The sequence below is a fragment of the Lacipirellula limnantheis genome (assembly GCF_007746075.1).
Lineage (GTDB): Bacteria > Planctomycetota > Planctomycetia > Pirellulales > Lacipirellulaceae > Lacipirellula > Lacipirellula limnantheis.
In genome coordinates, this window is sequence record NZ_CP036339.1 from 3,708,982 (window position 1) to 3,729,756 (window position 20,775).

Consider the following 20,775-nt stretch of genomic DNA (forward strand, 5'->3'; position numbering starts at 1 on the left):
AACCGCACCCGTAAGTGGCAAGCTTGTAGGGGCTGCCTGCGGACTCGCCTCCGCCCGAGCCTCTTCTTCAACGTCACAGTCGCGGCCGTTGGCCGCTGGGGAGCTTTCACATGTCACGATTCGCGGTCGCCGCACTCTGCGCGGCGTTGGTCGCCCCCGTCGTTCAAGCTCAGCAACCGGCAGCGTCGGCGCCGACCAAGCCTTCGCAGACGTCTCCAACCCCTCCCGCGGCCGCTTCGAAGTCGGCGCCGCCGGCGGCTGACGACACGGTCGCGGTGCAACAAGCAATGGCCGCCTACATCGAAGCCTTCAATCGGCACGATTCAGAGGCGCTCCTCGATCTCTGGTCGCCGACCGGCACGTATGTGAACAAGGAAACGGGCGAGCGTTCATCCGGGCGCGAGGCCCTCGCGACGGATTTTGCCAAAGTCTTCGCCGCGACCCCGGAGATTGAGCTCAGCGGCGGCATCGACGCTGTTCGCGTGATTGGCGGCGATACGGCGATCGTCGACGGCGTCACCACCGTCGTCGTGCCAAATGTCGAACCGGCGGTCTCCGCCTACAGCGCTATTTTCGTGAAGCAAGACGGCAAGTGGCTCCTCGACACCGTTCACGAGTCCGACCTGCCGACCCCCGAAACGCCGCGGCAAGCCTTGCAGCCGCTCGAGTGGATGGTCGGCGCCTGGCAAGACGAATCCGACACGGCAACCGTCAGTTCCGTCATGCGCTGGTCCCCCAGCGAGGCGTTTCTCATCCGCTCATACGACGTCATTCGTGAAGATGAAGAGCCGTTCCAAGGTCAGCAGATCATCGGTTGGGATCCGGCCGCGAAGCAAATTCGGTCGTGGACGTTCAACTCCGACGGGTCATTCGGCGAAGGGGTCTGGTCGAAAAACGGCGCCGAGTGGATCGTCCGCAAGTCGGAGACGCTCGCCGACGGTCGGCTCGCGTCGGGGACGCAGGTCATCACGCAGATTGACGCCGACACGGTCACCGTTCAGACGATCGCCAAGGAAATCGACGGCGTACTAGAGCCGACCGCCGACCCGGTAACGATGAAGCGCGTCGCCGAAACGACCGCTGCCGCCGCGTCACCGGCTGCTGCAGCCCCAGCGACAGGAGCGGCGCGATGAGGAAGCTCACCACGATATTCTTGGCGGCCTGCCTGATTGGGGTCATGTCGCTAGACCAAGCAACGGCTCGCCCTGGCGGCGGAGGGGGCGGGGGCTTCGGCGGCGGCCACGGCGGCGGCGGCGGCGGTGCGCGCATGGGAGGAGGCGGCGGCGGTGCCATGCGCGGCGGCGGGGGCGGCGGGATGTCGCGACCCACCAGCGTCCCGCACATGTCGAGTTCGCGGCCGGCTGTCAGTCGCCCAGCCCCGAGCGGCCCGTCGATGAGTCGCCCGGCGGGCGGCGGCGGCGGCGGCGGCGGCATGCAGCGTCCGTCCATGCCGACCACGCGTCCCTCGACGCCCAACATGAATCGCCCCTCCGGCGGGATGCGCCCTAGCATGCCATCGTACGGCGGCGCTGGAAATCGCCCCAACTTTGGCGGCGGCGGTTCCGCTTCGCGCCCCGACACCAGCTTGCCCAGCGTTGGCGCGAGCCGTCCCTCGACGCGCCCGGGCGGCGCCGGCGGATCGGGACGGCCCAGCTTTGAATTTCCCAGCGGCAGCCGTCCCGGCGGCGATCGTCCGCAGCTTGGGGGGACGCCGGGCGGGCAACGCCCGCAGCCCGGCACTCGTCCCGGCGGCGTCGAACGCCCCGGCGCTGGCACTCGGCCCGCCCCTGGTACGCGACCGACGCCCGGCGATCGTCCCAATTTCGCCGGCAACCGGCCCGGCCAAGGCGCCGGAACTCGTCCCGGCACGCGCCCCGGCGGTCCCTCCGCCGGCGACTTGGGCGACTTTTTGGGAATGAATCGTCCGATTTCACCCGGCCCAGGGGGCCGGCCCGGCGCCGGCAATCGTCCCGGCGATGGCGGCCTGGCCGAAAATCGTCCCGTCACTCGACCGGGAACTCTACCCGGCGACCTCACCCGCCCCGGCGGACGGCCGGGCGATGGCAACCTACCCGGCCGTCCTGGCGAGGGGAACCGCCCCGGCAGACCCGGCGACGGAAATCTTCCCGGGAGACCGGGAGAAGGAAACCGTCCTGGTCGCCCAGGCGAGGGCGATCGACCAGGCCGTCCTGGCGAGGGCGATCGACCGGGCCGACCCGGTGACGGCAATCGACCATGGCGTCCAGGCGACGACAACTGGTCGAATCGCCCCGGCTGGACCAACGCCATTCATACGCGGCCCGGTTGGTCGAATATCAACAACGGCACGATCAACAACATCAACAACAACTGGAATACGGTGATCAATCGCCCGGGCAGCGATTGGTGGCGGCCGCGCCCCGACTGGGTCAACGATCGCAATAATTGGGGCAACGGCGTCCGCAATAACTGGCATCACAACTATTGGAACAACGGCTGGTTCAACAATAACTGGTGGAACGGCCGCTGGAACAACTGGAACGGCTGGCACTACGGCTACGGCTGGGGCAACAACGGTTGGAATTACTGGTGGACCGTTCCGACGTGGGGCGCCCTCAACAATTGGTTCGTCTGGGGCACTCCCGGAACCGCCTACTGGCAACAGCCGATCTACTACGACTACGGCCCCGGCGGCAACGTCACATTTCAGGACAACTCGGTCTACATCGGCGGGCAGCAAATCGCCTCGACGGCCGACTTTGCCGCGAGCGCGGCTGCGCTAGCCACGGTCCCGCCGCCCGCCAGCCAGGAGGAAGCCGAGGCCGCCGAGTGGATGCCGCTCGGCACCTTCGCCCTCTCCACCAGCGAGAAGGAAACCGATCCGTCGCGCGTCCTGCAACTGGCCGTCGACCGGCAAGGCGTCATCAGCGGCACGCTCTACAACACGAGCACCGACCAGACGCAAGCGATCCAGGGCCAGGTCGACAAAGAGACGCAGCGCGTCGCGTTCCGCATCGGCGACAACGAGAACATCGTTGCCGAGACGGGCCTGTATAACCTGACGCAGCCCGAGGCGCAGTTGCTTGTCCATTACGGAACCGCGCGAACCGAAACGTTTCTGCTCGTTCGTCTCGACCCGCCGCCAGACGACGGCACAGGAGCAGCGACCGGCGCGACCAAAGCCGCAGCCCCCGCCCAGTAGTAAGATCTCTCGCTAACGAGCGACAAGAACCCTCGCGCGATCGGCCCAAATAGCCGGATCGCCACGCGATCCGGTCGCCCCACCGGACGGCGTGGCCGTCCGGCTATCGGCTTGCGCCGTTGCAGTTCATTGCTCAGCATCCGCTGCCCACTGCCCACTGCCCACTGCCCAGTGCACGCTGCACACCGCCTACTTCCCCTGCAACTGCTCCGTCAACCGCCGGAAGCAGTCCAGCGTCTGCTTGCTCACGTGGTGCTCGATCCCTTCGGTATCAATCGCCGCGACCTTTTCCGTGACGCCGATGGCGAGCAGAAACTGGTAGACGATCTCATGCTGGCGCCGCGACTTCGCCGCCAACTGCCGCCCCGCCTCCGTTAGTTCCAACGGCCCATACGGCTCGCTCGTCACCAGTCCTTCGCGCTTCAGCCGGGCGATGACCTTGGTCACGGTCACGTGGCTGACGTCGAATTGCCGCGACAAATCGACCACGCGACACCGCCCCGACGAGCCGTTCACCTCGTCAATCGCTTCCACATAGTCCTCGGCCGTCTCTTGCGCGTGGTCGTGCCGCGTCCGGCGATGGCGGTCGGAAATGGCGGGCGTCTTGCTCATTGCTAGCACGAAAGAGTTGAAATTGTCGCTGCCGACGTTCGGTCCCGTGTGTGTAGCCATTGCTACAAAAATGGCGATCGCGATTCAGGGCCAGGCGATCCCGCGCCGATATCTTGGTTGCTAGCCCGGAGTCGCCGTTTGCCGCCACAGCGTCTCCCTAGTGTACTCAAGCCCGCGGAAAGTTGCAGTTGGTTGCCCGGCCGGCAGGTTCGGCGTCGTTGGAGATTGATCAATCACAGCTTCAAAGATGCCGCTGCCCGGAGCCAACCAATGAAACGAATCGATTCGCGCCGCTCGACCTGGATGGCTTCTTCGTTACGGCAGGGCGTCGCCACTTCGGTTCTTGCGGCTTGGTTGTGCCTCGCCGCTGCCGGCGAGGCGCTCGGCCAGGCGAACACCCTCTTTCGCTGGGGCGCCGGCGACGGCGGCGATACGAAAAACGCCGCCGAAAAACTAGCGGAGCCGCTGGTCACTGATCGCCCCGACTTCACCGAGGCGTCGTCCACCGTCGGCCTCGGCGTCTTCCAAATCGAAGCCGGCTACACCTACTCGTACGATGCCAATGCCGCATCGAGCACGGCGAACCACTCGTATCCCGAGTCGCTGTTCCGCTACGGCATCTTCGCCGAGTGGCTGGAAGCTCGCGTCGCCTGGAACTATGCGGCCGTGGGCCAAACCGAGTTTGGGGGCAATCGCACCGACGGAACCGGCGCCGAACCTCTCTATCTCGGCTTTAAGGTTGCCCTTACCGGACAGGAAGGACTCCTTCCCGAAATGGCGCTGCTGCCGCAGATGACCGTGCCGACCGGTCCGACGGAATTCGGCGGCGATGAAACGCTCCCGGGCCTCGGCTGGCTCTATGGCTGGGACGTCAACGAGGTGATCTCTACCGGCGGAGAGACGCAGGCCAACCGCGCCCTCGACGGCGCCGACGTCGACCACACGCAAAACTACTTCAACGCCGGCACGACGTTCCTGGTGAACGATAATCTGCAGCTCGACATCCGCTACGGCGTCGGTCTGAACGAAGCCGCCGACGACTATTTCGCCGGCAGCGGATTCGCTTGGCGCCTGTAGCGCCGTCTCGACGCGCGTCATCCTGAGCGGAGCGAAGGATCTGGCATCCCAAGCGAGTCGCCAGATTCTCCGCTCCGCTCAGAATGAAGATTGCTCATGGGGGAAGTTCACCCCGACCGCTTGACGCCCAATGTAGCCACGGCTAAACTGCCCGCAGAAGTGTAGCCAGTGCTACATTGCGTCCGTCACTCTCGGCGGCAGCTGCGAAGGAGTTGGCTATGTTGCGTCGCTTGCCCAAGGGTTTCACGCTCGTTGAACTCCTGGTCGCCATCGCCATCATCGGCGTGCTGATCGCGCTCCTACTGCCGGCCGTGCAAGCGGCCCGCGAGGCGGCGCGTCGCACCCAGTGCGTCAACAACCTCAAGCAACTCGGCCTGTCGCTTCACAACTTCGAGGCGGCGCAGCGGCAGTTTCCGGCTGGCTACCTCTCCGATCGCCTGGCCGATCCGTCGCCCGACCCCGTCACCTGGGACGCGGCGCCCGGCTGGGGGTGGGGCGCCCTCGCGCTCCCCTACATGGAACTCGGCGCAATTCAGGCTCAAGCGTCGCTCGACCAGCCACTCTGGCTCGCCCAGTACGAATCGCTCGTCCGCACGCGACTTCCCGGCTTCCTTTGCCCCTCGGCCACCGGCGGCAACGATCCGTTCGTCGTCGTCGACGAATCGGGCGTCCCGCTGGTGAAGGCCGGGCGGCAGATCGAACTCTCCCGCTCCCACTACGTCGCCAGCCATGGCCAAGAATCGTGCTGGGGCGCGATGTCAGGCCCCGCCGGCGACTTCGAGGGCGACGTCTCGCGTCTCGCTGACGGCCCCTTCTATCGCAACTCCAAGGTCCAAATCAAAGACGTCACCGACGGCCTCACCAACACCGTGTTCCTCGGCGAACACACGTCGCTGCTGAGCGACAAGACCTGGGTCGGCGCCGTGCCGGGAGCCTTCGTCCATCCGAAGCTCGACTCGCCCGACAATGCTCCCGAATCAGCGGCGACGCTCGTCTTCGCCCATAGCGGCCCTGCCGCTGGCGAACGCGACGCCCTCGGCAACCCGATCATCCATCCGCCGAACTTCCCGACGCTCCACGTCTGCCAGATGCAATCCGAACATGCCGGCGGCGCCAACCTGATGATGGGCGACGCCTCGGTCCAGTTCGTCGCCGACGGCGTCCACCTCGAAACGTACGCCGCCATGACCAGCATCGCCGAACAGGAGTCCGTCCATGTCCCGTTCTAAAGTGACACGTTGTGCAAATGAAAATCCCTGCGGGAGGCGTCTCCGATCCCGACTACGGATGGCGCACGGGATCGGATCGAGATGTCGGGCGGCTTCGGCGTCGGAGACGCCTCCCACAGCCTACGCGCATTTGATGTCTGCCGTGTTGGGGTATTTGTTTATCGCCGTCATGGCGATAAGTTTCGCCGGCTGCAACAACCACCCGCCGCTCGAACGCCCCAGCTACGACCTCGCCAAGGCCCTCTACGCCGCCTGCAACCGCCAATCAGCCGAACACCTCGCCAAGTTCGAAGAAGTCTTGGCCGAGTCGATCGCCGCCGGCAACGTCGGCCCGCAGGAAGAATCGGCCCTCCGCAAGATTGCCGAAGTCGCCGCCGCCGGCGAGTGGTACGATGCCCAGGAAATGGCCCGCGAACTGATCGCGGGTCAGAATTCTTAGCCCTCCATTAGAACCGTATTCCAATTCCCCCTTTGCGCCTTCGCGCCTTTGCGTAAGACATTCTTTATTAAGATCTCACGCAAAGGCGCGAAGGCGCAAAGGAGATAGCCATAGGAAAGTAGCTCAAGCATGTTGATGAACCGCAGTTGGTTCGCCTTCAGTTGGCTGGTCGTGTTAGTTGCCGCCCTCGGCTGCAGCGAAGCATCATCCACCGCCCATCACGACCACGCCGCTCAAGCCCACAAGTTCAGCGGCCAGTACCCGATGAAGGTCGTTGCCACGACCGGCCCCGTCGCGGAGATGGTTCATCGCGTCGGCGGCGATCATGTCGAGGTCGAAGGCCTGATGGGCCCCGGCGTCGATCCGCATCTCTACAGTCCCGTCGCGTCCGACGTGCGCAAACTCACCAACGCCGACGCCATCTTCTACAACGGCCTCCATCTCGAAGGCCGCATGGCTCAGCTCTTTGAAAAAATGGCGGACTCCAAAGCGACGTTTGCGGTGACCGAGGGCCTCCAATCTCGCCACGACCAGCGTCTGCGCGAGCCCCCCGAGTTCGCCGGCCTCTACGATCCCCACGTCTGGCACGACCCCATGCTGTGGGCCGACTGCGCGAGCGACGTGGCGCAGAACCTGAGCGAGTTCGACCCCGCCCACGCCGCTGACTACCAGAAGAACGCCGCCGCCTATCAAGCCGAACTGAAAGCGGTCGACAAGTTCTGCCAGGACGAGATCGCCAAGATCCCGGCTGATCGCCGCGTCCTCGTCACCGCCCACGACGCCTTCGGTTACTTCGGCAAGCGGTTCGGCGTCGAAGTCTTCGGCCTCAAGGGCATTAGCACCGAGGAAGAGAAAGACCTGGAGCATCAAGAAGAGATTCAGCGCATGCTCATCGAGCGGCAAATCCCCGCCGTCTTCGTCGAGTCAGCCGTCGCGCCGCGAATGGTCGCCTCGCTCGTCGAACCTTGCCGCGCCGCCGGCCTCGACCTGCAAATCGGCGGCGAGCTCTACGCCGACGCCCTCGGCGCCCCCGATAGCGACGCCGCCGACTATGGTGGTATGATTCGGCATAACGCGAAGACGATTGCGGACGCGTTGAGTCGTGTAAATGCGGGTGAGTAAGTGTTTGAGTGAGTAGGTGGAGATAGACGGCACCCCACTTACTCACCTACTCACTTGCACCGCCATCTCGCAGTAAGTTTCAAGGTGAGTAGTTGTCTCAGTGTGTAAGTAATGACAACTCGCATTCACTTACTCACCTAAACACCTACTCAACTACTCCCATGCCTTCCTCCATCGCCCTAGAAATCCACGACATGACGGTCGCCTACCACCGCCGCCCGGTGTTGTGGGACGTCGACCTCCAAGTCCCCGAGGGCAAACTCGTCGGCGTCATCGGCCCCAACGGCGCCGGCAAAACAACGCTCATCAAAGCAGTGCTCGGCCTCGTTCCCCTCGCCAGCGGCAAGGTCGAAATCTACGGCCAGCCTTATCAAGACCAGCGCCATCTCGTCGGCTATGTCCCGCAGCGTGAATCGGTCGACTGGGACTTCCCCGTCACCGTGCGCGACGTGGTGCTGATGGGCACCTACGGCCGCCTCGGCTGGTTCCGTCGCCCGCGCCGCCCGGAGCGAGAACTTGCCGAGGCCTGCCTCGAGCAAGTCGGCATGGCCTCCTTCGCCCGCCGGCAGATTCGCCAGCTCTCCGGCGGCCAACAGCAGCGAGTTTTCTTGGCGCGGGCTCTTGCCGAGCAAGCCCAGGTCTACTTCCTCGACGAACCCTTCGCCGGCGTCGACGCCGCCACCGAGTCGGCCATCGTCGACCTGCTCCAGTCGATGCGCTCCGCCGGCAAAACGGTCTTCGTCGTCCATCACGACTTGCAGACCGTCCGTGAGTATTTCGATTGGGTGATCCTCCTCAACATGCGGCTCGTCGCTTGCGGCGCCGTCGGCGATACGTTCACGCCAGAGAACATGCAGAAGACCTACGGCGGCCGGCTGACCATTCTCGACGAAGCGGCCGAAGCGATGCGCAACCGCGAGCCCGTACGATGACCGGCCTTTCCCTCAGCGACAAGGTGACGATCGGCGCTGCGCTTCTCGGCGGCGCCGCGGGAGTCGCCGGCACGTTCGCCGTGTTGCGTCGCCGTTCGCTCGTCGGCGACATGCTGGCCCACGCGTCGCTGCCAGGCGTCTGCATCGCCTTCGCGATCACCGGATCGCGCGATCTGCTCGGCCTCTCGATCGGCGCCCTCGTCAGCGGCCTGCTCGCGATCGGCCTGATGACGCTCGTCGTTCGCTGGACCCGCACCAAGGAAGACGCTGCCATCGGCATCATGCTCAGCGGCTTCTTCGGTCTCGGCATCGTGCTCCTCTCGGTCGTCACCCGCTCCAGCTTAGGCGGCGGCAGCGCGGGGCTCAGCTCCTACATCTTCGGCGAGCCGGGCAACATGGTCGACAGCGATCTCTATACGCTCGTCGGCGTCGGTCTCGGCGTGTTGCTGCTCGTGCTGCTGTTTTACAAGGAATTCAAGCTCGTCTCATTCGACCACGAGTTCGCCAAGTCGCAAGGCTGGCCCACGCTCGCCCTCGACCTCGCGATGATGACCGCCGTCGCCCTGGTGACGATCATCGGCCTGCCGATCGTCGGCGTCATTCTCATGGCCGCGATGATCATCCTCCCCGGCGCCACCGCGCGGATGTGGACCAACCGCTTCAACGTGCTGTTGATCCTCGCCGGCGTCATCGGCGCCACGACCGGCGCGGTCGGCGTGCGGTTCAGCTCCGGCCTGCCGACAGGTCCCACGATCGTCCTCACCGGGGCGGCGCTCTTCGTCGCGTCGATTCTGTTCGCCCCTGAGCAAGGCGTCGTCGCCCGCGTCTGGAACGAAACCCGCCTCCGCTTTCGCGTCGCGCGCGAGCACTTGCTCCGCTCGCTTTACGAACTCAACGAACCAAATTTCCCTCGCCTGGCGCCGACCACGTTTCAGCAGTTGCTGGCTCACCGCTACGCCCAACCCTGGATGCTCCGCTGGCTCGTCGATCAAAGCGAGAACCGCGGTCTCGTCGCCGTTCGCGGCGATCAGGTCACGCTCACGCCCCTCGGCTTTCGCCGCGCCGCCGAAGCGACCCGCACCCACCGCATGTGGGAAATCTACATGATGGAGTTCGCCGGCTCGGCCCCCGACCACGTCGATCGCTCCGCCGACGCCGTCGAGCATCTCCTCCCCGAATCGCTGCTGCTGGAACTCGAAGCCCGCCTCGCCCGCGAAGGCCGCCTGCCGGCCATCGCCACCGAAGTCCCCGCATCGCCCCACGATCTCGCCAGCGAAGGAAACTCGTCGTAATCCGTGGAGGATTGAACCACGACGTCACAACGAACACGACGGAAAGAAGAGAATGATCAAAATAAGGAACCGCCGATGGACGCAGTTAAGCGCAGATAGTTTTCATCGGCGTTTATCTGCGTTCATCCGCGGTTCCAAATTTCCCCGTTTAGTTCTTCGTCGTGCCCGTCGTGTCGTCGTGGTTAACCCGTCCCCGAATTTCCTTGGCGCACTTGGCGTCCTTGGCGGTTAATCTTCGATCCCTGCAGTTTCGACCGCTATGCCCCACGCCCTCGCCATCGCCACCACCTTCTCCGATCTCTGGAACCCCAACGGTCTCTGGATCGTCCTCACCGCTTGCGCCACCAACTGCGCCTGCGCGCTGGTGGGCTGCTACCTCGTCCTCCGCCGCATGAGCCTGATGGGCGATGCCCTTTCGCACGCCGTCCTCCCAGGACTCGCGGTCGCATTCATCTTCTCCGGCGCCTACGACATCGGCCCGCTGATGATCGGCGCCGTCGCCGCCGGCCTCCTCTCGACGTTCCTCATCCAAACGCTCCACCAATACGCCCGCGTCCCCAGCGACGCCAGCATGGGCGTCGTCTTCACCGGCCTCTTCGCCCTCGGCGTCGTCCTCATCAAGAAAGGGATTCCTCCCGGCGTTCACTTTGATATGGCGTGCGTCTATCAGGGAACACTCGACTACACCCCCCTTTACACCGTGGAACTCCTTGGCCGTGAAGTGCCGCGGGCCTTCGCCATCACCGGCGGCGTATTCTTGCTCAACGTCGCGGTCGTCTCCGCCCTATGGAAAGAATTGAAGCTCAGCGCGTTCGACCCCGCCCTCGCGACGACGATGGGTTTCTCGGCGACGCTCCTCCACTACCTGCTGATGGCGCTCGTCGCCGTCACCGCCGTCGCCTCGTTCGAAGCCGTCGGCTCGATCCTCGTCGTCGCGATGCTGATCATCCCGCCGGCGACCGCTCACTTGCTTGCTGATCGACTCGCCTCCATGATGTTCATCTCGCTGCTGGTCGCGATCGCCGCCGCCATCCTCGGCTACATCCTCAGCACGGTGTTCGATACGAACATTGCCGGCATGATCACCGTCGCCGCCGCCGGCCTGTTCGGCCTCGCCGTCCTCTTCGCCCCGCAACACGGCGTCGTCAGCGCGCTGGCCCGCAACCTCGGCGTCTCGCTCCGCGTCGTTCGCGAAGACCTGCTCGCGATGCTCTACCGCGTTGAAGAACTTGGCAGCCCGCGCCGACTCGCCGCCGCCGAAGCCCAAGCAGCCGTCGGCGGCGGCTGGCTCGCCCGGCTCAGCCTCAGCAACCTCCTCCGCGACGGCCGCATCGCCCGCAGCGGCGACCGCCTCGACCTCACCCCCGCCGGCCGCGAAGCCGCCCGCCAACTCGTCCGCTCCCACCGACTCTGGGAAACGTACCTCGTCAAAAACCTCGGTCTGCCGCTCGACCACGTCCACGAACCAGCTCACCGCATCGAACACTTCATCGGCGACGATATCCGCGAACAACTCCAACAAGAACTCGACGCCACGGCCACCGACCCCCACGGCCGCGAGATCCCGGAGTAGTCTCAAATTGTCTTCTTTGCGCCTTCGCGCCTTTGCGTGAGACAAATCGCATTCGAGATTTCACGCAAAGGCGCGAAGGCGCCAAGAGGAGAGTGGGCGCGGGAAGCTTTGTTACTCGATCAACCCTCTAAGGGTCGCCAAATTAATCTCATCCAAATCCCGCCCCTTCTCCTCCCCCTTCGGCGTTTCAAGATACATCGGAGTCTTCTTAAACCGCCGGTCGTTCATCAAATGCCGAAACGGCGCCAGCCCCATCTGCCCACGGCCGATGTGCTCGTGCCGGTCAACGCCCGATCCGAACTTCGCCTTGCTGTCGTTCACATGAAACGCCCGCACGAGCTTCACCCCGACCGTCTTATCGAGGGCCTTCATCGTCGCCTTGTACTCGGCCTCCTTCTCCATCGCGTAGCCCGCCGAGAAGATGTGACACGTATCGACGCACACCCCCAACCGATCGGGATCCGTCACGCCCTCCAGAATCGCCGCCAGCTGCTCGAACTTGCACCCCAGACACGACCCTTGCCCCGAAGTCGTCTCGAGCAACATCTGCGCCCCCGCTCCCTCAGTCTGCCGATGCACCTCATCGAGCCCCGCCACAATCCGCGCTAGCCCCAACGCCTCACTGCTGGTCGTATACGCCCCCGGATGCGCCACGATGTAAGGAATCCCCAGCAGTTCCGCCCGCTGCACCTCGACCACCATCGCGTCGATCGACTTCTTCCACAGCGCGTCGTCCGGACTCGCCAAATTGATCAAATAAGAGTTGTGGGCAATCGGATGCCTGAGGCCCAGATTTACGAGCGACTCCCGAAACCGCTCCGCCTCCTCCGCCGTAATCGGCTTCCCCGCCCACTGGTTGTTGTTCTTGGTAAACAACTGGACGCAGTCGCACCCCACGCGCTTGGCCGCCTCGACCGCTTTGTAGTAGCCGCCGGCCATCGACATGTGAGCGCCGAGAATTGCCATCGATCGATCTCTTGGATGCAGGGAAGAACGCCGTCGCCGTTGCGATTTTCGCGCACCATAGCCTAGACTGCTATCGTCGGCTTGACTATCGGCGTCGACCCAAGGGCTAGCAGGGGGCGAGCAATGAACGCCACGTCTCAACTCACGCGTTCGCCCGCGTACCGCCTCGGCGCCTGGTTCCGCGGCGTCTCCTGGCGTCCGCGCTTCACGCTCCGCGCCCTCCTCATCGTCACGACGCTGCTCTGCATCGGGATGTGGATCCACCTCCACTGGATCAACCAGCGTCGCGCCGCCATCGCCAGCGGCCACGTCACCGCCGTCCCCATCCTCGACTCCGCCGGCGTCGCAGCGGATCCCCCCTGGCTCCTCGGCCTCTTCGGCGAACCAGGCCACCCGCTCCTCATCGTCCACGGCTACGACGACGCGCAGTGGCGGCAAGCAGAGGCCCGCCTCACTCGCCTCTTCCCCGAAGCCGAGATCCGCCGCGACGTTGAAGACCCCGTCCTACCCGGCACGCGCGTGCTTGAGAATGAGAATGTGCAATAAGCCAAAAGTGGGCCGGGCGTGTCGGCCCTTATGCTGCATTCCCCAAAACCGACTTGCTGATACACTGTTGGCTGCGGTCGCATTCTCCTCCAGATCCTCTTTTGGCGCATGCTAATGACTTCGACCATGCTGAGATTCATCTCTCCCGCCGCCACACTATTGGTTGTCGTTTGCGGTGGTCCCTGCTGCGCCGATGTCGTTACGTTCAACAACTTCGGATCAAACCCGATCTATCAGCCGGCGGGGACGTGGCAAGGCAGTGCGGAAGGAGGTTCTGAAGAAACAATGCTTGCACAACGCTTTACCGCCAAATTCGGTGGGCGATTGGCGAAAATCGAATCTGGGATGACGTTCAATTTTCCAAGCCAAGGAAGCGATCCGAACAATGTCGATTACCTCTCGATTAGCTTGGTCCCAGACGACAGTAATAAGCCGGGCTCGCAAGTATTTTGGTCTCAGAATTATATTAACAATGTGCCGATCACGGTTGGCGCCATTGCAAGCTTCGATGTGCAAGCAGGGCCAACTCTGAAAGCCGGAAGCAAGTATTGGGTTGTTAGCAGATCGACGTCGATCGGCACGACGCCATACGTGTGGTGGTTGGCCAACCCGCCCGCGAGCGAGCCCTACGCCTACTACTATTTCAAAAGTATCGCAGCTGTCACGGGCGAGTGGATCTCGGGAAACACTCCGCCCCATCGACGCCACGAGTTCTCGTTAAGGGTCACCGTCATCCCCGAGCCCGCGGCCGCCGCGCTGATGCTTGCCGCCAGCGCCACTCTTCTTGCGATATGCCGCCGCACGATCCTGTAACGGACAGTTAAGGCATGTTAAATGGCCGCTACTTCCGCCGCCTCTCAGCCATCGCCTGCTTCGCCTTGTGTGCGCTCGCCGTCGTCCTCTGGATCCGCAGTTACCGCTGGCACGACGGCGCCAATATCTGTTACGCCGCGGGTCAATCCGTCAAAATTGGAGTCCAGCAATACCCCGCCTATCGATATGTTTCAGCGAATACTTCGCTCGGAATCGTTTCCATCAACGTTAACCCTGCTTACCTCAATCCGGTCGACCGCCTGAGTGCCGGCGTCAATTATTTTTCAACGGAGGTCGACGACGACTGGTGGTGGAAACGTGAAGTCAAGTTCGGTTTCGCGTACAAATCGTGGAGGCGCGGTCATCTCCTCGCCGTCCCTTTCTGGTTCCTCTCCCTCCTCACCGCCGCGGCCGGCACGCTCCTCTGGATGCAGCGCCCATACCGCTTCACGCTCCGCGGCGCGCTCGTCGCCACCACGTTAATCGCCATCATCCTCGGCATAGGCATGGCATCGATCCGATAGCGTGCCCAAAGTAGCCGCGGGTCAACGACCCGCCGGAGCGCCTTCCCAAATCGGCGAACCCCTCCTCGAAAATTGGCCGCGTCGCCCTAAATTCTCGCCAGAATCTCGCGAAAAGTTTCCCCCAACTTTTGCGTTGAAAATGGGCCACCCAATCCGCTAACGTGAACTTCTGTTCATGCGCATCGGCTAATTAGAAAAAATCGCACGCAAGGGCGCGAAGACGCAAAGGAATACGGGGAACGATTCTTCTTTGTGCCTTCGCGCCTTCGCGCCTTTGCGTGAAATCTTGTCTTCACAAATCAAGAGGGGGAGGCCAACATGCAACCGTACTACACGCACGGCAGCAGCCGCGTCATGACGCCCGAGCGTCGCGCCAAGCTCTGCGAGCTGCTCGCCGAGAGCCACACGCTCGAAGAGGCGTCCGAAGCGATCGGCGTCTCGATTCGCACCGTCCAGCGGGAGCGGAAACGGGACGAAGACTTTGACCATGAAGTCCTCTTGGCATTGCAGAAGACGCCCGATCCGCTGCAGCTCATGGAGCAGGCCGCCCGTACCCACTGGCGGGCCGCCGCTTGGCTCTTGGAACGGCGGAACCCCGAGGAATACGCCCGCAAGCCGGTCAACGCGACCAGCGCGAAGAAGGTGGCGACCGCGCTCCGCTTCGTCCAGGAAATGGCGCTCGAAGCCGTGCCGGCCGAGTTTCACGAAGTTCTCTACAAGCACGTTCAAGCGGCGATCGACGAGGCGTTCCGCCACTGCTTCCCGACGATGGGGAAGTGGGGGACGCCCAAGTTCCCGCGGCTGCCGTTGGAAACGCCGCTCGCCGACGTCCAGCCTTGCAACCAGCGGGAAGCGAACGTCCGGATCCTTCCCGACTGCGGCGACGCACTCCGGCCTTCCAGCCCGACAACCCCGCCCAGCGACGTCGCCCTGCGGTCGCCAGTCGGTCGGGTCGAAGCTGCGGAGCGTCAAGCTCAGGAAGTGGCCCGACGCGCGGCGGTCGCCGAGTTGAAACGGCTGCTGACCGAACAGAGCCCCGCCGAACTGTCGCCCAAAACGCGCGAGGCGACACCTGTCGCCTGCGACACGCCGCCCGTCGATCCGCTCTACGTCTCCTTTGAAGAGGGAGAGGCGGTCCTCACGCAACAAGCGCACGAGCGCGAGCAGCGGCAGAGCCACCTGGAATTCAGACGCGCCTTCGACGACGCCGAACAACGACCCTGCGTGTTCTTTCCATCCACGGCAGCGGTCCAGCAACCGCCAAAGCCAGGCGCCCGCCGCCAAGAGCGACAGAAAGCGCGCGCCGCCGAAAAGAAGGCCAAAGCCGCCAGAAAGCGCGCCCAGGCCCAACGCCGCCGCGCGGCGTAACGCTCAACGGGGTCGGGGGCCTGTTGCCGCTGGAGAGATTGTTTCCAGTAGAGCGCCCCCAGCGGCAAAAGGCCCCCGACCCCTTCGCCGCCTCCACCCACGCACGGTATGGGCCGCCACGGTGAAAGCCCCACGGCTGTGCGGTTGAGCACCCCTATCGATTCCCTTACAATCCGTTGTTTCCTCGCCGGCTGGCGGACGATCGTCGACGATCGCTCCCCGCCATTTCCCAGTCACTACTCACCGATTCGCCAGTCACGACTCATGGAACGCACCTTCATTCTGCTCAAGCCCGATTGTGTCCAGCGCCGCCTGATGGGCCGCATCATCACGCGATTCGAAGAGAAGGGGCTCAACGTGATCGCCGCCAAGATGCTGGTGATCACTCCCGAACTGGCGAAGCAGCACTACGCCGAGCACGTGCAGAAGGGCTGGTACCCGACGCTGGAAGGTTTCATCACCGGCGGCCCTGTATTGGCGGCGGTCCTCGAAGGGCTCGAAGCGATCAAGGTCGTCCGCGACATGCTCGGCGCGACCAACGGTCTGAACGCCGCTCCCGGCACGATCCGCGGCGACTATAGCTCGAGCCGCCAGATGAACCTCGTCCATGGCTCCGACGGCCCCGAAGCGGCCGCCCGCGAAATCGCGCTCTACTTCAAACCGGAAGAGCTCTGCGCGTACGAGCCGACGATCACCAAGTGGATGCGCGCCGGCGACGAGAAGTAGCCGCCATGGCAGCCCCTGGCTCCGCAACATTATGCAAACGCCATCAGATCGTTTCCTCGTCGCAAGTGGTTTCTAGCGGCCTGGATGCAGAGTTTGGCGTTCACCCAGAGGGTGACGCGCGGCAGTCGCCTCACCCAGTTGGGGAGTGGTCCGAGCCCGCCGCCGAAATTGGTGAGTTGAGCGAAGCGTTGCTCGATGTACGTCCGCTGCTTGAAGAGTGCTTGGCCATCGGCGGTCGTCAGCAGTTCGATCGACTGCAAGCGGCCGATGCTGTGGCGGCGGTGGCCCAGCGCTCGTCCCGCGCGACGCTGCGGAGCGATCAACGTCACGCCCGACCGTGCGGCGATCTCGTGCAGCGGGTTGCTGTCGTAGTTGCCGTCGGCCAGGACGCAGCCTCCGCCGACTTGCGGCAAGAGTCGCCGGGCGACCGTCTGTTCGCTCACGTTGAGCGGCTGGATTTCGCACGCCACGAGCGCATCGATCGTCCAGACGGCGTGCAGCTTGTAGCCGCGGGCCGGGCCGCCGACGCCATGCCCGCGCGTGGCGTCGGGATCCTTGCTGAAGCCTCCTACCGGCAACGGCTTACCGTCGAGGAAGCTCACCTCCGGCGGGTGCGGGCCCTGCCAGCAACGCTTCCTCAACCGCTCGATCAGTTCCACGGCCGCCGCCGTGCGGAGACGACGGCTCGCCGTCGATTGGCTCGGCAGCCGCACCTGCCATGACGACGGCCAATTCTCCGGCCGACACGCCCAACTCACCGGTCGATCGTGGATCACCGCCCAGAGATAGACGCCGACGATCCAACTGACCGAATAGACGTGTCCCGAACGATCGCTGCATAACCGCCGAGTCAAACGGTATAGTACGCTCCAGAGTTCGCGTTCCATGGCTCACCTCCTAGAAACGTGTCAGGTCTCTAGGAACAGCCTGGAACGCGGGCCTTTTTACCGCTAGCGACGCGTGCTAGCTATTGCATTATGTTGTCCGCCAGGGGGTCGCTCACCATGCCGCAACGCCCAGCGGCGCGCTACCCCCGGCGGAGCCGGGGGCTGTAACTAGTGCGGATCCGGCGGCACATACTCGCCGACGAACTCGACGTCTGTCCCCTCCGCGGGAATCGAATCCTCGCGTCCTAATCCCCACAGAATTGCATTGACCAGCAGCCGCCGCGGGCCTTCCTTCAGGAAGTCCCGCGGATGGCCGAGCGTCGTGAAGAAGACGCGCTGCTTGCCGCCGTCCCCCGTCGGCAGCTCGCGCGTCCACGTCATCGGTTCGCGGTTCCCAAACTTCTCCCCGCCCGGTTCGGTTCCCTTGGTGGCGTCGCCCACCATGAGGACCGTGCAGTCCTCCGGCAGCTTCACGTCCCCGTCGTTCACCACGTAGAGCCACGAGTTGAGCCACTCCTGGGGCGCGACGCCGCGGAGGATCGGATTGTCCGCTTTCGCCTCGCTCTCGACGACGTAGGCCTCGGTCGTGTTGCCGTGGCCGTAGTGAGAGATCCACTTGTGGCCGAAGTAGGTCATGGGGAACTCGGAGTTCCACCGATCTTGCGGCGGACCGGGGTAGTTGAACGCGTGGCTGCTGGTTCGCAGCCCGACGATCGGCTTGCCAGACTTGCCGTAGTTGATGATTTCATCGAGCTGCTCCTGCGGCAGCTGGCGGAACCTCATGTAGAAGACCGCCAGATCGGCGTCGCGGAGCGCCTCGAGCCCGGGGATGTTGTTGGCGTGACGGTCGCGCTCCCCCTTATCGTTCTCGGCGTAGAGGACGGTCGTCTTTATTCCGTACCGCTGTTCGAGGATGGCGGCCAGCATGGGCATCGAGAGTTCGGACGAGTATTCGTCGTCTCCCGTGACGAAGACGACGTGCGGCCGATCATCGTCGGCGCCCGCAGCTTCAGCGGCGCAAGCGGAGCGCGTGGCAACGGCGGCAACGACGACGGACGCTGCAATAAGAAACCAACGGCGCAAGATCATGATGAAACCCGTCGGGAGGAGGAGGGACGCAATGCGACGCCGCTCATCATACGCCGCGGCGGTCGGCTTCCAAACCGTAGCGGCGAATTTTTCGGTCGAGCGTCGACCGTTCGATCCCCAGGATGGTCGCCGTTTTGCTCTTGTTCCAGGCGGTCGCGGCCAGGGTCCGCATGATGTGGGCCCGTTCGACGTCCGCCAGCGATACCGGCTGGTAGCCGATTTGCGGTTCGCTCCGCTCCATGCCCATCTCGGTATCGCCCGCCGTATTAAGCCGCGACAGGACGAGATCTTCGTGATCGATGAAGTCGTTGCGCGCCAGTACGACGGCCCGCTCGATGACGTTCTTCATCTCGCGCACGTTGCCCGGCCAGCGGTAGCGCAGCAACTCTTCCATCGCCCGCGGCGTGTAACCGCGCAGCTTGCGCCCCGTCTCCTCGTTGAACTTCCGCAAGAAGTGGGCAGCCAGTTCCGGAATATCCTCCGGCCGCTTGCGCAATCCCGGCACGAGAATCTCGAGCACGTGCAGCCGGAAGTAAAGATCGCGCCGGAACTTCCCCTCGGCAACGTCCTTCTCCAGGTCGCGGTTAGTCGCCGCGATGCAGCGCACGTCCACTTTGATCGCCTCGGCTCCGCCGACTCGTTCAAACGGGTGGCCTTCGAGCACGCGGAGGAATTTCGCCTGAATCGACGGGCTCATCTCGCCGATTTCGTCGAGCATGAGCGTCCCTTTGTGGGCCTGCTCAAACTTGCCGATCTTTCGCTCGGTGGCCCCGGTGAACGCGCCCTTCTCATGGCCAAACAGTTCGCTCTCCAGCAACGTCTCGGAGAGGGCCGCGGCGTTCAAGCAAACGAACGGCCCCTTCTTTCGCGGGCTGGAGAAGTGAACGGCGCGGGCGACCAATTCCTTGCCGACGCCGCTCTCGCCGCGAATCAGCACGGTGGCTCGACTCGGCGCCGCGCGGGCAATCTGCTGCGTGACGCGCATCATCACTTCGCTCGAACCGACGATCTCGCTCTGCACGCCCAGTTGCTCGCGCAATTGGACGCACTCGGTCTGCATCTGATTCAGATTCTCGGCAAGCTCCTGCCGGCGGTTCAGATTCTCGAGCGCCACGCCAACCGTGTCGGCTACCGCGAGCGTGAATTCAAGGTCTTCCGGATCGGTCGACTTGTCGGGATTGGTCGAGTAGAGATGGACCAGCCCCAACAGTTCGCCGTTGAGCCGCACCGGTGCACAGATCACGCTCGTAGCCAGGATCTCGCCGCGGCTGTCTCGGTTCCCCAGTTGGCTATCGTCCATCACATTGCGGGCCATCACGGCTTGGCCGTCGCGCATCACGGTCGACGCCAGGAACGGGGAGACGCGATGGTAGGCGTGAGCGCCGTCGCTTCGCTGCGCGATGATCTCCAGCTCATCGCTGCGACGCACGCCCGATTCGTCGCGGCTCCGCAGCAGAATGGCGCCGGCGTCGACCTGCGTACCCTCGAACAAACCAGCAAGCGCAACGTTCGCCAGCGAGAACACATCGGTGCTTTTAGCCAACTCGAACGCGAGCCGGCAGAGCTTGGCCGTGGCGCGATTGACTTTGGGACTCGACTCGCTCGCGTCGTCTACTTCGCCTCCCCCCTCCAGGAACCGGCTCTGTCCCTTGCGGTGGGTGATCATCGTCGGCTCGAAAACGTCAAACACGCTCTCGTCGTCGCCGCTGACTTCGGTCCCGACGGCCGTCGCTGGACCGTCGACCGCCTTCGACGACTTCAGGAGCGTGCTCGTATCGGGAAACGCCTGGGCAAGATCGTGGACGAACGCCAGATGAGAGTTCCCAATCTGAATAATATCGCCCGGCTGCAGTTCATAGTCGCCGCTCAGGCGCTGCCCAGCCACGACCGTGCCGTTACGGCTATCGAGGTCGCGGAGCTTCCACGCGCCGCTGGCTTGGAACACTTCCGCGTGATTGCGACTGCAGCGCTCGTCTTTCACCACGACGGCATTGGTCGGGCCGCGGCCGATCGTCACCGACTCGCCCGGGACGAGGCGGAAGACATCGGCCCATTTGGACCCTTCGCGGATGATGAGGTAAGCGTTGGACATGTATCGTTATCGTACACTGACGCCGAGAACCACGCCGATTTGGGGCCTGGCAGCGAATTCGGGCCACTTCTTACACCTTATGCGGGAGATGGCCCTGGATTCAAGCTACACCCGTTGACCAAAGCGTTGGCAGAGCAGGGGGTTAGGACGATTATTGCGGCTGATCTGCGGAAGCCCTGCGCTCCTCAGGCGAGGAATCTCCCGCAGGTCCCGACCCAACCCGACTGGGGCCGAAAACTGTTGAACTACAACACCTTAGCAACTACGCTAAAGACTTGCGGCGGTCGGAACTGGCGGCGATTCGCCT

General features: G+C 64.0%; 19 protein-coding genes. 14 read left to right on the top strand and 5 right to left on the bottom strand.

Annotation, left to right across the window (positions count from 1 at the left end; all coding sequences use genetic code 11):
• Nucleotides 1-110: 110 nt before the first annotated feature.
• Together I41_RS14255 and I41_RS14260 are read left to right on the top strand one after the other, a co-directional pair.
• Nucleotides 111-1,133: a YybH family protein gene (locus I41_RS14255; protein ID WP_145433392.1), complete on the top strand. Its 1,023-nt coding sequence runs from the start codon at nt 111-113 to the stop codon at nt 1,131-1,133.
• The gene (locus I41_RS14260) at nt 1,130-3,181 is read left to right on the top strand and encodes a mu-protocadherin- cell-suface protein (protein WP_168206567.1); all 2,052 of its coding nucleotides are present in this window, start codon (nt 1,130-1,132) and stop codon (nt 3,179-3,181) included. Before I41_RS14255 ends, I41_RS14260 begins: the two co-directional genes overlap by 4 nt.
• Nucleotides 3,182-3,370: 189 nt before the next feature.
• Here the strand turns inward: I41_RS14260 and mntR are convergent, their stop codons facing one another.
• Nucleotides 3,371-3,793 carry a manganese-binding transcriptional regulator MntR gene (mntR, locus tag I41_RS14265; RefSeq protein WP_145433396.1) on the bottom strand — a complete coding sequence of 141 codons (423 nt, stop codon included), beginning with the start codon at nt 3,791-3,793 and terminating at the stop codon, nt 3,371-3,373.
• Nucleotides 3,794-4,063: 270 nt separating this feature from the next.
• Here mntR and I41_RS14270 point away from each other — a divergent pair, with 270 nt between their 5' ends.
• The 7 genes from I41_RS14270 to I41_RS14300 all read left to right on the top strand — a co-directional run bounded on the left by I41_RS14270 (nt 4,064) and on the right by I41_RS14300 (nt 11,457).
• Nucleotides 4,064-4,870 carry a transporter gene (locus tag I41_RS14270; protein ID WP_145433398.1) on the top strand — a complete coding sequence of 269 codons (807 nt, stop codon included), beginning with the start codon at nt 4,064-4,066 and terminating at the stop codon, nt 4,868-4,870.
• A 218-nt stretch (nt 4,871-5,088) separates the two neighbouring features.
• Nucleotides 5,089-6,099 (top strand): DUF1559 family PulG-like putative transporter, encoded by a 1,011-nt coding sequence (locus I41_RS14275; protein ID WP_145433400.1) that lies wholly within the window; start codon nt 5,089-5,091, stop codon nt 6,097-6,099.
• 133 nt (nt 6,100-6,232) lie between these two features.
• Nucleotides 6,233-6,538: a hypothetical protein gene (locus I41_RS14280; RefSeq protein ID WP_145433402.1), complete on the top strand. Its 306-nt coding sequence runs from the start codon at nt 6,233-6,235 to the stop codon at nt 6,536-6,538.
• A 129-nt stretch (nt 6,539-6,667) separates the two neighbouring features.
• On the top strand, nt 6,668-7,660 hold the full coding sequence (locus I41_RS14285; RefSeq protein WP_145433404.1) for a metal ABC transporter solute-binding protein, Zn/Mn family: 993 nt from the start codon (nt 6,668-6,670) through the stop codon (nt 7,658-7,660).
• 161 nt (nt 7,661-7,821) lie between these two features.
• The gene (locus I41_RS14290; RefSeq protein WP_145433406.1) at nt 7,822-8,592 is read left to right on the top strand and encodes a metal ABC transporter ATP-binding protein; all 771 of its coding nucleotides are present in this window, start codon (nt 7,822-7,824) and stop codon (nt 8,590-8,592) included.
• Complete coding sequence (locus I41_RS14295; RefSeq protein ID WP_145433408.1) at nt 8,589-9,884, top strand: metal ABC transporter permease; 1,296 nt, start codon at nt 8,589-8,591, stop codon at nt 9,882-9,884. Before I41_RS14290 ends, I41_RS14295 begins: the two co-directional genes overlap by 4 nt.
• Before the next feature lie 259 nt (nt 9,885-10,143).
• Nucleotides 10,144-11,457: a metal ABC transporter permease gene (locus tag I41_RS14300; RefSeq protein WP_145433410.1), complete on the top strand. Its 1,314-nt coding sequence runs from the start codon at nt 10,144-10,146 to the stop codon at nt 11,455-11,457.
• Nucleotides 11,458-11,568: 111 nt separating this feature from the next.
• Here the strand turns inward: I41_RS14300 and I41_RS14305 are convergent, their stop codons facing one another.
• Nucleotides 11,569-12,423 (bottom strand): deoxyribonuclease IV, encoded by an 855-nt coding sequence (locus I41_RS14305; protein ID WP_145433412.1) that lies wholly within the window; start codon nt 12,421-12,423, stop codon nt 11,569-11,571.
• A 123-nt stretch (nt 12,424-12,546) separates the two neighbouring features.
• On the opposite strand from I41_RS14305, the gene I41_RS14310 reads away from it, so the two are divergent.
• The 5 genes from I41_RS14310 to ndk all read left to right on the top strand — a co-directional run bounded on the left by I41_RS14310 (nt 12,547) and on the right by ndk (nt 16,400).
• Nucleotides 12,547-12,969, top strand: a complete 423-nt coding sequence (locus tag I41_RS14310; protein ID WP_145433413.1) for a hypothetical protein — start codon at nt 12,547-12,549, stop codon at nt 12,967-12,969.
• Nucleotides 12,970-13,083: 114 nt separating this feature from the next.
• On the top strand, nt 13,084-13,782 hold the full coding sequence (locus tag I41_RS14315) for a hypothetical protein (RefSeq protein WP_145433415.1): 699 nt from the start codon (nt 13,084-13,086) through the stop codon (nt 13,780-13,782).
• Nucleotides 13,783-13,796: 14 nt separating this feature from the next.
• The gene (locus tag I41_RS14320) at nt 13,797-14,306 is read left to right on the top strand and encodes a hypothetical protein (protein WP_145433417.1); all 510 of its coding nucleotides are present in this window, start codon (nt 13,797-13,799) and stop codon (nt 14,304-14,306) included.
• A 318-nt stretch (nt 14,307-14,624) separates the two neighbouring features.
• A complete protein-coding gene (locus I41_RS14325) occupies nt 14,625-15,674 on the top strand; it encodes a hypothetical protein (RefSeq protein ID WP_145433418.1) in 1,050 nt (349 codons plus the stop codon).
• Nucleotides 15,675-15,938: 264 nt separating this feature from the next.
• Entirely contained in the window at nt 15,939-16,400 is a 462-nt protein-coding gene (gene ndk / locus I41_RS14330) for a nucleoside-diphosphate kinase (protein ID WP_145433420.1), read from the top strand.
• A gap of 29 nt (nt 16,401-16,429) precedes the next feature.
• Here ndk and I41_RS14335 read toward each other — a convergent pair whose 3' ends face one another.
• The 3 genes from I41_RS14335 to I41_RS14345 all read right to left on the bottom strand — a co-directional run bounded on the left by I41_RS14335 (nt 16,430) and on the right by I41_RS14345 (nt 20,468).
• A complete protein-coding gene (locus I41_RS14335) occupies nt 16,430-17,287 on the bottom strand; it encodes a transposase (protein ID WP_145429803.1) in 858 nt (285 codons plus the stop codon).
• A 168-nt stretch (nt 17,288-17,455) separates the two neighbouring features.
• Nucleotides 17,456-18,376, bottom strand: a complete 921-nt coding sequence (locus tag I41_RS14340; RefSeq protein WP_145433422.1) for a ThuA domain-containing protein — start codon at nt 18,374-18,376, stop codon at nt 17,456-17,458.
• A gap of 46 nt (nt 18,377-18,422) precedes the next feature.
• Complete coding sequence (locus I41_RS14345; RefSeq protein ID WP_145433424.1) at nt 18,423-20,468, bottom strand: sigma 54-interacting transcriptional regulator; 2,046 nt, start codon at nt 20,466-20,468, stop codon at nt 18,423-18,425.
• Between the last annotated feature and the right edge of the window lie 307 nt (nt 20,469-20,775).

Bases quoted from the DNA above. Each gene is read 5' to 3' on its own strand.
- I41_RS14300 (WP_145433410.1), top strand. From the start codon at position 10,144: ATGCCCCACGCCCTCGCCATCGCCACCACCTTCTCCGATCTCTGGAAC.
- I41_RS14270 (WP_145433398.1), top strand. From the start codon at position 4,064: ATGAAACGAATCGATTCGCGCCGCTCGACCTGGATGGCTTCTTCGTTA.
- I41_RS14285 (WP_145433404.1), top strand. From the start codon at position 6,668: ATGTTGATGAACCGCAGTTGGTTCGCCTTCAGTTGGCTGGTCGTGTTA.
- I41_RS14345 (WP_145433424.1), bottom strand. From the start codon at position 20,468: ATGTCCAACGCTTACCTCATCATCCGCGAAGGGTCCAAATGGGCCGAT.
- I41_RS14305 (WP_145433412.1), bottom strand. From the start codon at position 12,423: ATGGCAATTCTCGGCGCTCACATGTCGATGGCCGGCGGCTACTACAAA.
- I41_RS14290 (WP_145433406.1), top strand. From the start codon at position 7,822: ATGCCTTCCTCCATCGCCCTAGAAATCCACGACATGACGGTCGCCTAC.
- I41_RS14340 (WP_145433422.1), bottom strand. From the start codon at position 18,376: ATGATCTTGCGCCGTTGGTTTCTTATTGCAGCGTCCGTCGTCGTTGCC.
- I41_RS14325 (WP_145433418.1), top strand. From the start codon at position 14,625: ATGCAACCGTACTACACGCACGGCAGCAGCCGCGTCATGACGCCCGAG.
- mntR (WP_145433396.1), bottom strand. From the start codon at position 3,793: ATGAGCAAGACGCCCGCCATTTCCGACCGCCATCGCCGGACGCGGCAC.
- I41_RS14275 (WP_145433400.1), top strand. From the start codon at position 5,089: ATGTTGCGTCGCTTGCCCAAGGGTTTCACGCTCGTTGAACTCCTGGTC.
- I41_RS14315 (WP_145433415.1), top strand. From the start codon at position 13,084: ATGACTTCGACCATGCTGAGATTCATCTCTCCCGCCGCCACACTATTG.
- I41_RS14295 (WP_145433408.1), top strand. From the start codon at position 8,589: ATGACCGGCCTTTCCCTCAGCGACAAGGTGACGATCGGCGCTGCGCTT.
- I41_RS14280 (WP_145433402.1), top strand. From the start codon at position 6,233: ATGTCTGCCGTGTTGGGGTATTTGTTTATCGCCGTCATGGCGATAAGT.
- I41_RS14320 (WP_145433417.1), top strand. From the start codon at position 13,797: ATGTTAAATGGCCGCTACTTCCGCCGCCTCTCAGCCATCGCCTGCTTC.
- I41_RS14335 (WP_145429803.1), bottom strand. From the start codon at position 17,287: ATGGAACGCGAACTCTGGAGCGTACTATACCGTTTGACTCGGCGGTTA.
- I41_RS14260 (WP_168206567.1), top strand. From the start codon at position 1,130: ATGAGGAAGCTCACCACGATATTCTTGGCGGCCTGCCTGATTGGGGTC.
- I41_RS14255 (WP_145433392.1), top strand. From the start codon at position 111: ATGTCACGATTCGCGGTCGCCGCACTCTGCGCGGCGTTGGTCGCCCCC.
- ndk (WP_145433420.1), top strand. From the start codon at position 15,939: ATGGAACGCACCTTCATTCTGCTCAAGCCCGATTGTGTCCAGCGCCGC.
- I41_RS14310 (WP_145433413.1), top strand. From the start codon at position 12,547: ATGAACGCCACGTCTCAACTCACGCGTTCGCCCGCGTACCGCCTCGGC.